Raw genomic sequence first — 12,751 nt, 5'->3', positions numbered from 1 at the left:
TATCGTTTCTTCAGATGTCGCCACACCTCCGACCCCAGGGAGCCGAAGTGCTGGAACTGACCACCGGACGGCGCCGCTGGCTGCTGTTCGTCAACATCGTGGCGGTGTCGCTGGTCGTCGCCACGATGTCCGCGCTGTACACCTCCCTGCCGGACATCGCCGTGGCCACCGGGGCAACCCAGGCCCAGCTCACCTGGATCGTCGATTCCTACACGCTGGCGCTCGCCGCGCTCGTGCTCACCGCAGGCGCCCTGGGCGACCGCTTCGGCCGCCGGGCCACCCTCATCGTGGGGCTGGCCCTGTTCACCGTGTCCTCGGCCCTGCCCATCTGGCTGGACTCGCCGCTCTGGGTGATCGTCCTGCGTGCGGTGGCCGGAGTGGGCGCGGCGTTCGTCATGCCCTCCACGCTCTCGCTGCTCACCGCCAGTTTCCCGTCCGAGCGTCGCGGTTCCGCAGTGGGCATGTGGGCCGGGTTCGCGGGTATCGGCGGGATCGTCGGCCTGCTCAGCTCGGGGGTCATGCTGGAGGTGTGGTCGTGGAAGGCGATCTTCGTGGTCTACTCCGGCATCGGTCTGCTGGTGCTCCTGGCCGCCCTCACGATCGGTGAATCCGTGGCGTCCCGGCACGGGCGGCCGGACGTGCTGGGATCCGTGTTCTCGGCGCTGGCGGTCGGTGGCGTCGTCTTCGGCCTCATCGAGGGCGCGCACACGAGTTTCTCCGACCCCCTCGTCGTCGTCACCCTCATCGTGGCCGCGGTGAGCCTGCTGGCCTTCGTCCTGGTCGAACTCCGTGCCACCGATCCCCTTCTCGACGTGCGGTACTTCCGCCGGCGGGGCTTCGCCACGGGTTCCATCTCCGTCGGGATGCAGTTCCTGACGATCTTCGGGTTCTTCCTGCTGATCGTGCAGTACCTGCAGTTGGTCAAGGGGTACGACCCGATCGCCGCCTCCCTGGCGTTGGCTCCGATGGCGCTGCCGGTCCTGCTCTTCTCACTGGTCTCGCCCCGCATCACCGCCGTGGTCGGACTGCGGGTCGTCTCCGTGGTGGGCGTCGGCGCGATCGCGGCCGGGATGATCCTGCTCTCCCGGCTGGGTGTCGACTCCACGTACTGGGACATCATGTGGCCGATGCTCGCGGCGGGCGTGGGTCTGGGGCTCTCGACGGCGCCGGCGACCTCGGCGATCGTCTCCGACATCTCCGTCGACGAACAGGGGGTGGCCGCCGCCGTCAACGACGCGATGCGCGAGGTGGGAGCCGCGATCGGCATCGCGCTCTCGGGCAGCATCCTGGCCGGCCGCTACGCCACCGGGATCGTCGACGTCCTGCCCGGCGTGCCCGAGTCCGGGCGTCAGGCGGTGGAGAGCTCGTTCGCCGGCGCGGTGGAGTTCGTCGCCGTGGCCGGGCCGGCGCTCCAGGGGATAGTCGACGCCGCCGCCGACGTCTTCGTGACCGGGATCTCCGACGCACTGTTCGCGCTGGGGCTGGTCGCGGCGGGCGCTGCGGTGGTGCTGCTGTTCGTGGCCCCCGGGCGGGGTTACGTCCCCCACGGCGAATCGGAGACGGGGGATGCGGCTGCGGCTGCGGCTGCTGCTGCTACTACGGGGGACGCCGGGGTCGCCGGCGGTTCCGAACCCGCCTCGATGGCATCCGCTTCCGCGCCTGCCCGCAACCGGGGGACCCGCCCCCGACCATGAACACGCGCGTGCGCGGTGGTGCACGCGAGAGTGCAGCGGCTGAGGCGTACGGCGGGCGCACGAGCGGATGCACAGATGCGCGGCGTGCCGCTGCGCTCGCTAGCGCTCGCTCCGCGGCTCGAACCGGGCTCCGCCCGTGCGCCGGTTACTCGCCGCTGCGCTCGCTAGCGCTCGCTCCGCGGCTCGAACCGGACGGTCACCGCCTTGAAACCGGGCGTGTTGGACTCCCGTGCCACGTTCTGACGGTGGACCAGGTTGTTGGCCTCGGGGAAGTAGGCCGCGCAGCAGCCGCGGGCCGTCGGGTAGGACACCAGCCGGAACTCCTCCGCCCGACGCTCGCTTGTCACGCCGTCCGAGCCGGTGAACACACTCACCACGTCGACCAGCTGGCGGTCCGCGAGGCCCAGGTCGCGCAGGTCATCCGGGTTCACGAGGATCACCCGGCGCCCCTCGGAGATGCCCCGGTAGCGGTCGTCGAGACCGTAGAAGGTGGTGTTGTACTGGTCGTGGGACCGCATGGTCTGCAGGATCAGGTGCCCGGCCGGGGCCTCGAGCCACTCGAGCGGTGACACCGTGAAGTGCGCGCGCCCGGACGGGGTGGCGAAGGACCGGGTGTCGCGCGGTGGATTGGGCAGCACGAACCCGGACTTCTGCCGCACCCGCCGGTTGTAGTCGGTGAAGCCGGGGATCACCCGCGCGATGTGGTCGCGGATCACGTCGTAGTCCTCCGCCATCGCGCGCCACCCCACCGGGTGGTCGTGACCGAGGATCGCCTCCGCCATGCCCGCGACGATCTGCGGTTCGCTGAGCAACTGCTCCGACACCGGCTCCAGCCGCCCCTGGGACGAGCGGATCACCGACATCGAGTCCTCCACTGAGACGAACTGTGCCCCCCCGGGGTGGCGGTCGTCGCGGTCCGTCCGCCCGAGAGTCGGGAGGATGAGCGACGTCTGCCCGTGGACCACGTGGGAGCGGTTGGGCTTGGTCGACACGTGGACGGTCAGCCCGGTGCGTTGCATCCCCTTCTCGAGGACGTCGGTGTCCGAACAGGCCTTGGCGAAGTTGCCGCCCATGGAGACGAACACGTCCACGTCACCGCGCTCGAACGCCTCGAGCGTCTCGGTCGAGTCGTAGCCGTGCTCACGCGGCGAGGTGATGCCGAACTCGTCGTCGAGCCCGTCCAACAACCTCGCGCCCGGCTTCTCCCAGATCCCCATGGTCCGGTCGCCCTGCACGTTCGAGTGGCCGCGGACCGGGCAGGCGCCGGCGCCGGGTTTGCCGAAGTTGCCCTGCAGCAGCAGGACGTTGACGATCTCGCGCAGGGTGTCCACCGAGTGGGGCTGCTGCGTGAGTCCCAGAGCCCAGCAGATGATCGTGCCCCGCGAGTGCACGAGCAGCGTCGCCAGTCGCTCGATCTGGTCGCGGCGCAGACCCGTGGCCCGCTCGGTGGTCTCCCAGTCAAGCTCGGCACGCGCGGCGGCGTAGTCCCGGAAGCCCTCGGTGCACGTGTCCACGAAGTCGCGGTCCACGACCGTGCCGGGCGCGGCCTCCTCGGCCCGGAGCAGCAGGTGGCCCAGGGCCTGGAACAGCGCGAGGTCGCCACCCACCTTGATCTGCAGGAAGTCATCCGAGACGGTCTCGCCCCCGCCCTCGACCAGGCTCTTGGCGATCCCGGTGGGGGACTGCGGATCGGCGAACCCCAGCAGTCCGGCCTCGGGCAACGGGTTGACCGCCACCACGTGGGCCCCGCGCCGCCGGGCGTCGGTGAGGGTGGAGAGCATCCGTGGGTGGTTGGTGCCGGGATTCTGTCCGACGACGAGGATGACGTCCGCGTGATCGAAGTCCTCGAGCGAGACAGTCCCCTTGCCGATGCCGATCGTGGGCGTCATGGCCGACCCGGAGGACTCGTGGCACATGTTGGAGCAGTCGGGCAGGTTGTTGGTGCCGATGGACCGCGCGAGAAGTTGGTACATGAACGCGGTCTCGTTGGCCGTCCGACCGGAGGTGTAGAACACGCAGCGGTCGGGCGAGGTGGCGGTGACGTGCTCGGCCATGAGCGCGAACGCCTCCCGCCAGCCGATCGGAGAGTAGTGCTCGTCGCCGGGCCTGAGCACCACCGGCTCGGTGATCCGGCCCTGGTTGCCCAGCCAGTACTCGGTCTTGTCCCGCAGCTCGCGGATCGGGTGGGCGGCCCACCACTCGGGGGTCACCGTCCGGGTCGTGGACTCCTCGGCCACCGCCTTGGCGCCGTTCTCGCAGAACTCCGCCGGCTTGCGCGGACCGGTGATGGACTCGGGCCAGGCGCACCCGGGGCAGTCCGTGCCGCCGCGGTGGTTGAGGCGTGCCAACGCCCGAGCCGTCCGGGTCGCCCCGGCCTGCGAGATCCCCCGCTCGAGCGCCACCGAGACGGCCTTGAGCCCCGCCGCGCTGGTCTCGGGTTCGCCGACCCGCAGGTCGGCCTCGTCGATGTCGGCGACGGGCGCGGACCGACGGATGCGGGGGACGAGGCTCATGGACCCATTGTGCGCCGGAACACACCGCGCCGCAGCCGCGGCCCGGGAGTGCGCGCGGTGCCGGATCAGTCGGCGACGCGCTCCGGATGGGTGTAGACGGTCGCGCGGTCGCCCCTGCTGAACCCGACCAGCGTCACCCCGGTCTCGGCGGCCAGGTCCACGGCCAACGACGAGGGGGCGCTGACCGCGGAGATCACCGGGATCCCCGCCATGGACGTCTTCTGCACGAGTTCGAACGAGGCACGCCCGGAGACCTGCAGGATCGTCTCCCGCAGCGGGAGCCGGCCCTCGCGCAGGGCCCAACCCACCACCTTGTCCACCGCGTTGTGCCGACCGACGTCCTCGCGCAGACAGAGCAGGTCGCCGTCGGGGGAGAACAGGGCCGCCGCGTGGACCCCGCCGGTGCGGCCGAAGACGATCTGGCCCTCGCGGAGCCGGTCGGGAAGGGAGAGCAGGACCGCAGCCCCGACCAGGGGGGTGGCCGGCTCGGCGGGGAAGTGGGTCGCCTTGCGCACCTCCGCGACCGAGTCGACGCCGCACACCCCGCAGGAGCTGGTCATGGCGGTCGCGCGGACGGACCGGGGCTCCGGGACATCCGGGGACAGGGTCACGGTGAGGGTGTTGTAGTCCTGCTCGGTGCGGCCGCTCACGGTGGTGCAGTAGCAGATCTCGGGGAGGTGGTCGCGGTGCCAGATCGCCCCCTCCGACACCAGGTAACCGGCGGCCAGGTCCATGTCGTCGCCCGGGGTGCGCATCGTGACGAGGTAGGGGCGTCCCCCGAGACGGACCTCCAGCGGCTCCTCCACCGCGAGGGTCGCCACCTCACGTCTGGCGTCACTGCCGGCGATGATCCTCCGCGCGGGGTGACGACTCGTCCGTCGTCCCATGGTGCAGAGGCTAGCCGGTGGACTGGTCAGCTGGCGGACCGGTGGGCGACGCGCAGGACGCCTGCGCCGCGGACGTCCCCCGCGTCCAGGTAGGCGAGGGCGTCGGTGGCCTCGTCGAGCCGGTACTCGTGGGTGGTGGGACGGAGGCCGAGGCGCTCGGCCAGGGCGAGGAACTCCTCGCCGTCGGCCCGGGTGTTGCTCACCACGCTGGTCACGGTCTTCTCGTGGAACAGGTGCCGCTGGTAGTCGAGCCGGGGGATGTCGGAGAGGTGGATCCCGGCGACGGCCAGGGTCGCACCGGGGGCGAGTGCCGCCAGGGCAGCCGGCACGATCTCCCCCGCCGGTGCGAAGAGGATGGCGGCGTCGAGTGGGACCGGGGGTTGTTCGTCGGCGCCCCCGGCCGAGGTCGCCCCGAGGTCGAGTGCCAACCGGCGCGCGCCCTCACCCCGGGTGAGCACGTGGACCTCTGCCCCCTGGGCCAGGGCGAGTTGCGCGGTGAGATGGGCCGAGCCGCCGAAGCCGTAGATACCCAACCTCCCACCCGGCGGGAGCGCCGCGCGCTTCAGTGCGCGGTAGCCGATGATGCCCGCGCACAGGAGCGGCGCGGCCGAGAGGTCGTCCAGCGCGTCGGGCAGGGCGTAGGCGAAGGCCTCGGGAACCGTCGTGAACTCCGCGTAGCCCCCGTCGGCGTCCCATCCGGTGTAGCGGGACCGGGCGCACAGGTTCTCCCGCCCGGTCCGGCAGGACGCGCAGCTCCCGCAGGTGCCGCGCAGCCACGGGACACCCACCCGGTCACCGGTGAGGAACCGGACGCACCCGGGTCCCGATCCGACGACCTCGCCGACGATCTCGTGTCCCGGGACCACCCGCGGTCGGCGGACGGGCAGGTCACCGGTGGCGACGTGGAGATCGGTCCGGCAGACCCCGCACGTCAGGACGCGGAGGAGGACCTCTCCCGGCCCGGGCTCGGGCACGGGGAGCTCGACGAGGTCCAGGGGCGACTCCGCCAGCGGGCCCGGCTCGCGGACCACCCAGGCACGCATCGGCGTCATGGTTCCGGTCACCTCGATCCTGCGGTGCGGTGACGGCGATCCTATCCCCGACGGCCGGCTCGAACCACCCCTGGACAGTGAGCTGGACCGGCGTCGGGACGGCCGGAACCGCGACGAGGTTCGGGACCCGCCCCCCGGGGATTCGTGGGGTGGGTCCCGGACCTCGAGGGGTCAGATGTAGATGGCGGGGTCGATGTAGAACTGCGCGTCGCGCAGCTCCTCCTTCGACTCCGTGGCGGGCTTGGCGACGCCCGGGATGCCCACGACGATCGAGTTGGCCGGGGCGTCCTTGACCACCACGGCGTTGGCGCCGACCGACGAGTCCGAACCGATCTCGACGGGGCCCAGGATCTTGGCCCCGGCGCCGACGGTCACGCGGTCGCCCAGGGTGGGGTGGCGTTTGACCTGTTTGAGCGAGACGCCGCCCAGGGTGACCCCGTGGTACAGCATGCAATCGTCGCCGATCTCGGCGGTCTCCCCGATGACCACGCCCATGCCGTGGTCGATGAAGAACCGTCGACCGATGGTGGCACCGGGGTGGATCTCGATCCCCGTGAGGAACCGGGTGAACTGGCTCAGGACGCGGGCCGCGAACCGGCCGGTCCCGCCGGCCACCCACAGTCGGTGGGAGAGCCGGTGGGACCAGATCGCGTGCAGGCCGGAGTAGACGATCGCGTTCTCGACATCTCCCCGGGCCGCCGGGTCGTGGGCACGCGCCGCGGCGAGATCCTCGCGCAGGGTGCGCAGGATCCCCGCCGCGGGCGCGTCCGCGTTCGACGGAGTCGGGTCGGTCATCAGTCGCGGTAGTCCTCGAACAGCATGGTGGACACGTAGCGCTCGCCGTAGTCGCACACGATCACCACGATGGTCTTGCCGGCGTTCTCGGGACGCTTGGCCACCTCGAGCGCGGCCCACACGTTGGCACCGGACGAGATGCCGGCGAGGATGCCCTCCTCGGTGCCGAGGCGCTTGGCGATCCGCAGCGAATCGTCGAGGGTGACGTCGATGACCTCGTCGTAGATGTCCCGGTTGAGGATCTCGGGGACGAAGTTGGCGCCCAGACCCTGGATCTTGTGCGGTCCGGCCTTGCCCTCGGTGAGCAGCGGCGAGTCCTTGGGCTCGACGGCCACGATCTGGATGTCCGACTTCTGCTCGCGCAGGTACCCGCCGGCGCCGGTGATGGTGCCGCCGGTGCCGATGCCGGCGATGAAGATGTCGACCTCGCCGTCGGTGTCCTCCCAGACCTCGGGGCCACTGGTCCGGCGGTGGACGTCCGGGTTGGCCGGGTTGGCGAACTGCCGGGCCAGGACCGCGTTCTCGCGGGTGGAGGCGACCTCCTCGGCCTTGGCCACTGCGCCCTTCATGCCCTCGGAGCCCGGGGTGAGGATGAGCTCGGCACCGTAGGCACGCATGACCGCACGGCGCTCGACCGACATGGTGTCGGGCATGACCAGGACGGACTTGAAACCGCGCGCGGACGCGACCATGGCCAGCGCGATGCCGGTGTTGCCGGACGTGCCCTCGACGATCGTGCCACCGGGCTTGAGGGCGCCGGAGGCGACCGCGTCGTCGATGATCGCGGCGCCGATGCGGTCCTTGACGCTGGCGGCCGGGTTGGCGGACTCCAGCTTGGCGAGCACGGTGGCCTGGAGGCCGTCGGTGAGGGAGTTGAGGCGGACCAGGGGCGTGTGGCCGATGGTCTCGGTGATGTCGGAATAGATCTTCGCCATTGGTGAGTTCCGTTCTTCAGAATGAACCGATCTGTCTATCGGCAAGTGTACGTGATCCCGCACCCGTCCGGACCACGCCCGCGTGAAATGACGGGGCCGGCGAAATGCCGCAGCGCCCGGACCCCGTGGGGCCCGGGCGCTACCGGTCGAGGACTCAGTTGTCGGAGTAGAGCGCCTCGATCTCGCTGCCGAAGCGGTCGTGCACGACGTTGCGCTTGAGCTTGAGCGTCGGGGTGAGCTCACCGCTCTCCACCGAGAACTCCGCCGCGAGGATCTTGAACTTGCGGATGGACTCGGCGCGGGAGACGGACTTGTTGGCCTGGTCCACCGCGTCCTGGATGGCGCCGACCAGTTCGCCGTCCTGGAGCAGGTCCGCCACCTCGCCGGTCTTGCCGTGCTTGTCCCGCCACGCCGGGAAGGTCTCCTGGTCGATGGTGATCAGCGCTGCGATGTAGTTGCGGTTGTCGCCCACCACGACGGCCTGGCTGATCAGCGGATCGGCCGAGAGGAGGTCCTCCATCTGGGACGGCGACACGTTCTTGCCGCCGGCGGTGACGATGAGGTCCTTCTTGCGGCCGGTGATGGACAGGTAACCGTCCGAGTCGAGCTCGCCGATGTCACCGGTGTGGTACCACTCGCCGGTCCACGAGTCCTCGTTGGCCTGCGGGTTCTGCCAGTAGCCCTTGAACAGGGTCTTGGCCTTGGCCAGGATCTCGCCGTCGTCGGCGATCTGGATGGTCACGCCCGGGATCGGGCGACCGACGGAACCGATCTTCGCCTGGCCGATCGGGTTGACGGTGAGCACGCCCGAGGACTCGGTCAGGCCATAGCCCTCGAGGAGGTCGAAGCCGGCGCCCCGGTAGAAGTGACCCAGGCGGGCGCCCAGGGGGCCGCCGCCGGAGATGATGCGGTTGCACTCGCCGCCCAGGGCGTCGTGGAGCTTCGAGTAGACCAGCTTGGAGAACAGCTTCTGCTTGAGCGCCAGGCCCGCGGACGGCTTCCCGCCACCCTCCATGGCCATGGAGTAGTCGATCGCGGTCTGCACCGCGGCCTTGAAGATCTTGGCCTTGGCGCCGCCGGCGGCCTCGGCCTTGCCCGCGGCGGAGTTGTAGACCTTCTCGAGCACGCGCGGGACCGACACGAGGAAGGTCGGGTGGATCTCCGCCAGGCGCTCGACGACCTTGGTCGTGTCGGGCTCGTGGGCCACGGCGACGCGCTTGTAGAAGCATGCCACCTCGAGGATGCGGGCCAGCACGTGTGCCAGCGGCAGGAAGATCAGGGTGCGGCTGTTGGGGACGAACGCGTCCTTGAGCTGCTCCTCGACCGACATCACGACGCCGGCGAACCCGCCGTGCAGGATCTCGCAGCCCTTGGGGTTGCCCGTCGTGCCGGAGGTGTAGATGATGGCGCACCGGTCCTCGTGGCCCGTCGCCAGCGAGGCCTGCTCGAGCTGCTCGTCGGTGACATCCGCTCCCGCGGCGGTGAGCTGGGCGACCAGGTCGTTCTCGATGACCATGATGTCGCCGTTCCACTCGGTGCCGGACGTCAGCACCTCGCGGAGTTCGAGGTTCTCGACCACGGCGAAGGTCGCGCCGGAGTCGGTGAGGATCCAGTCGCACTGGCCCGACGAGGAGGTCTCGTAGATCGGTACGGTGACGGCGCCGACCGCCCAGGAGGCCCACGCGATGAGCGACCACTCGTAGCGGGTGTGGCTCATGATGGCCAGGCGGTCACCGGGCTTGACGCCCCGGGCGATGAGTCCCTTGGCGACGCCCTTGACCTCTTCCAGGTACTGGGCGCAGGTGACCTCCTTCCAGTCGGTCCCGACGAGCCGCAGTACCGCGACGTCGTTCGGGGCCTCCTCCGCGTTCTTGAACAGGAGTCGGCCGAGGTTCTCGACAGGGAAGGGCTTGGTTACTGGAGGGGTGGCGAACTCGGTCGTCATTGCGATCCTTAGGTCATGTGTGGCCTGTATCACTGGCAAGTGTAGAGGGTTGGACGCTGTCCGTGTTCAGCACGGTCTATTTAGATCCGTTTATGAGGGGCGCGTCAGGTTCGTGATCCCGGTTCCTGTGATACGGGTTACACTGACGACATGTTCGGGGGCACGGGACCCGCGGCGAGCCTGCTGGTGGCCGAGTCGTGGGAGCGCAGCAGGCATCGGGGTATCGACCCCACCGTGGTCGCGCCGTCGGTCGAGTTGGAGGGCCCGGACCTCTCCCGCCACGTGGCGGAGCACCGGATGGCGTCGGTCCTCCCGGTGGTCGAGTCGGTCCTCGTGCCTGGCGTGGTCTCCAGCGGGCACATCGTCGCCGTCGCGGACGAGCGGGGACGGTTGCTCCGCGTGATCGGCGACCGGGGCGTCCGGTCCCGCGCGGAGTCGATGGCGTTCATCCCCGGCGCGGTCTGGACGGACGAGGCGGTCGGGGCCAACGCGCCGGGGCTCGCGCTCCGGCACGACACGGAGGTGCGGGTCCGCGGGTCGGAGCACTATCTCGAGATGGCCCACGAGTGGAGTTGCGCGGCGGCGCCGGTCCACGACCCCGGGACGGGTGAGCTGATCGGGCTCATCGACGTCACCGGCCCGAGCAGTGCCGCCTCGGACCAGATGCTCGCCCTGATCCGGGCGACGGTGATGCTCGCCGAGGGGGAGCTGCGCACCGCCGCCGGCCTGGTCGTACCCCGTCGCGGCGGGGTCGACCGAGCCGACGGTGGGCGGTTCAGGCTGCGTGTTCTCGGTGCGGGGGCCGGCGTGCTCGACGGGGACGGCCCCGGGGTCGGCGGGCGCGCCCTGACCGGCAGGCACGCGGAGATCTGCGTGCTGCTCGACGCGCATCCGGAGGGGTTGACGGGCGGTGCGCTCGCGGAGCTGCTCGCCGACGACCGCCTGGACGAGGTCAGCGTGCGCGCCGAGGTCTCCCGCCTCCGGCGGGTGTTCGGGCCGGACGTGGTGGCGTCGAGGCCCTACCGTCTGGCCCCGGGTGCACTGGTCACCGACCTCCGCGAGGTCACGGACGCGCTCGACTCCGGCGACGTCATGAGGGCGGTCGCCTCCTACCCGGGACCACTCCTGCCGGCGTCGGACGCGCCCGGGGTGGCCGACCTGCGGCTCGAGGTCCATTCGATGGTGCGGGCCGCGGTGCTGTCCGCCGACCGTCTCCCCGTGCTCAGGGCCTGGGTCGGCGGCGCCGGGTGTGAGGATCTCGCCGCATGGCGGAGCCTGGCCCGGTCGCGGTACGCGGACGCCTCGACGATCGCGGCGGCCGAGGCGCGGTGTCGTGTCCTCGATCAGCGCTTCGGGGCGTGAGGGGCGCGGAGGTCGGCGGCCGTGACGAACCGGGCTCGACCCGTCCACTCGGGTAGGTGCATCGGTGCCATCCGGACCGTCCCCGGTGCGCCGGGTGGGCAGAACCCCGCGGTAGCTGTTCCGGACGGCGCGCCCGCCGGACAAGAGTGATCGGTGTCACAATCACCGCCCCGCCGATGGTGGGGGTCGCTCGAGCAGGAGGCGCACGATGGCGATCGAACTGAATCAGATCTGGGACATGCCGATCAAGGAGTTCCACCCTCTCCCCAAGGCGCTGTTGGGGGTGGGTGCACACGACATCCTCGGCGTGGAGGCCAAGAAGCTGGGGATGACCCGGGTCCTCATCATGACCACCGGACTGCGCGGCTCGGGCATCATCGAGGAGCTCAAGGGCAAGATCGAGTACCAGGGCCTCGACGTCGTCGTCTTCGACAAGGTCGAGTCCAACCCCAAGGACTACAACGTCATGGACGCCGCCGCGCTCTACAACTCGGAGAAGTGCGACGGCATCATCTCGGTGGGCGGCGGCTCCAGTCATGACGCCGCCAAGGGCGCCCGCGTGGTGATCGCCCACGACGGCCGCGACATCAACGAGTTCCAGGGCTTCTCCAAGTCCACCAACTTCGAGAACCCGCCGCACATCGCGGTGTCCACCACGGCGGGCACCGGCGCGGAGACCTCGTGGGCGTACGTGATCACGGACACCTCGGACATGGACCACCCGCACAAGTGGGTCGCGTTCGACGACGCCAGCCTGGTCTCGCTGGCGATGGACGACCCGCTCCTCTACTACTCCTGCCCGCAGCACTTCACCGCGTACTGCGGTTTCGACGTCCTCGCGCACTGCTCGGAGCCGTACGTGTCCCGGCTCGACTTCGCCCCGTCGCTGGGCAACGCGTTGTACGCGACCAAGCTCGTGGCGGACAACCTCACGACGGCCGTGTACGACCCCCGCAACCTCGAGGCCCGGACCGGCATGATGAACGCGCAGTACATCGCGACGCAGGCGTTCAACTCGGGCGGCCTGGGCATGATCCACTCGATGTCCCACGCGATCAGCGCGTACTACGACACGCACCACGGTCTGAACAACGCCATCGCGCTGCCCCGGGTGTGGGAGTACAACCTGCCGTCGCGCTACCAGCGCTACGCCGAACTCGCGCCGCAGATGGGCGTGGACACCCGCAACATGACGACCGTCCAGGCCGCCGACGCGGCGGTGGAGGCCGCCATCCGGTTGTCGAAGGACGTCGGCATCCCGGACAACTTCAGCCAGATCACGCCCGGGCTGTACGAGAAGAACCAGATGGACACGGGCAAGTACAAGGGCAAGGGCGACAGGATCGACACCTCGGCGGAGAACATCCGCCGAATCGCCGAGCACATGATGGGGGACGCGTGCACCCCGGGCAACCCGCGTGAGTCCACGGTCGAGTCGCTGATCCCGATGGTCGAGCACGCCATGACCGGGTCGTACTGACCGGTCGGCGCGGCACCCCACCAGGACGTCCCCGGGGGCGGGCGAGCGGATCCGTCCCGCCCGTCCCCGGGGGACACCACCATCTCCC

Annotated in this window: 9 protein-coding genes; 3 read left to right on the top strand and 6 right to left on the bottom strand. The window is 70.3% G+C overall.

Translation table 11 applies throughout. The features are described from left to right. Positions 1 to 14 precede the first annotated feature (14 nt). Positions 15 to 1,694 carry an MFS transporter gene (locus ABD250_RS13005; protein WP_344392677.1) on the top strand — a complete coding sequence of 560 codons (1,680 nt, stop codon included), beginning with the start codon at positions 15 to 17 and terminating at the stop codon, positions 1,692 to 1,694. A gap of 164 nt (positions 1,695 to 1,858) precedes the next feature. Here ABD250_RS13005 and ABD250_RS13000 read toward each other — a convergent pair whose 3' ends face one another. From ABD250_RS13000 to ABD250_RS12975, 6 genes are all read right to left on the bottom strand, one after another. Continuing rightward, positions 1,859 to 4,207, bottom strand: coding sequence for an FdhF/YdeP family oxidoreductase (locus ABD250_RS13000; protein WP_182658346.1), 2,349 nt, complete (start codon positions 4,205 to 4,207; stop codon positions 1,859 to 1,861). A 65-nt stretch (positions 4,208 to 4,272) separates the two neighbouring features. Then, positions 4,273 to 5,094, bottom strand: a complete 822-nt coding sequence (gene fdhD, locus ABD250_RS12995; protein WP_179524171.1) for a formate dehydrogenase accessory sulfurtransferase FdhD — start codon at positions 5,092 to 5,094, stop codon at positions 4,273 to 4,275. 26 nt (positions 5,095 to 5,120) lie between these two features. Further along, positions 5,121 to 6,137, bottom strand: a complete 1,017-nt coding sequence (locus tag ABD250_RS12990) for a zinc-dependent alcohol dehydrogenase family protein (RefSeq protein ID WP_182658348.1) — start codon at positions 6,135 to 6,137, stop codon at positions 5,121 to 5,123. 180 nt (positions 6,138 to 6,317) lie between these two features. Then, the gene (epsC, locus tag ABD250_RS12985) at positions 6,318 to 6,941 is read right to left on the bottom strand and encodes a serine O-acetyltransferase EpsC (protein ID WP_182609696.1); all 624 of its coding nucleotides are present in this window, start codon (positions 6,939 to 6,941) and stop codon (positions 6,318 to 6,320) included. Next, positions 6,941 to 7,876, bottom strand: coding sequence for a cysteine synthase A (cysK, locus tag ABD250_RS12980; protein WP_179524173.1), 936 nt, complete (start codon positions 7,874 to 7,876; stop codon positions 6,941 to 6,943). Before cysK ends, epsC begins: the two co-directional genes overlap by 1 nt. A gap of 154 nt (positions 7,877 to 8,030) precedes the next feature. Further along, a complete protein-coding gene (locus tag ABD250_RS12975) occupies positions 8,031 to 9,821 on the bottom strand; it encodes an AMP-dependent synthetase/ligase (protein WP_182658347.1) in 1,791 nt (596 codons plus the stop codon). A gap of 150 nt (positions 9,822 to 9,971) precedes the next feature. Here ABD250_RS12975 and ABD250_RS12970 point away from each other — a divergent pair, with 150 nt between their 5' ends. Together ABD250_RS12970 and mdo are read left to right on the top strand one after the other, a co-directional pair. After that, positions 9,972 to 11,183: a GAF domain-containing protein gene (locus ABD250_RS12970; RefSeq protein WP_344392672.1), complete on the top strand. Its 1,212-nt coding sequence runs from the start codon at positions 9,972 to 9,974 to the stop codon at positions 11,181 to 11,183. Between the two features lie 208 nt (positions 11,184 to 11,391). Then, a complete protein-coding gene (gene mdo, locus ABD250_RS12965) occupies positions 11,392 to 12,663 on the top strand; it encodes an NDMA-dependent methanol dehydrogenase (RefSeq protein WP_067714967.1) in 1,272 nt (423 codons plus the stop codon). Positions 12,664 to 12,751: the final 88 nt, after the last annotated feature.

This window comes from Dietzia cercidiphylli (assembly GCF_039531545.1).
In the GTDB taxonomy this organism is placed as follows: Bacteria; Actinomycetota; Actinomycetes; order Mycobacteriales; family Mycobacteriaceae; genus Dietzia; species Dietzia natronolimnaea.
Note: the sequence above shows the minus strand (reverse complement) of the source record. Positions and strands in the feature narration are given on the sequence as shown.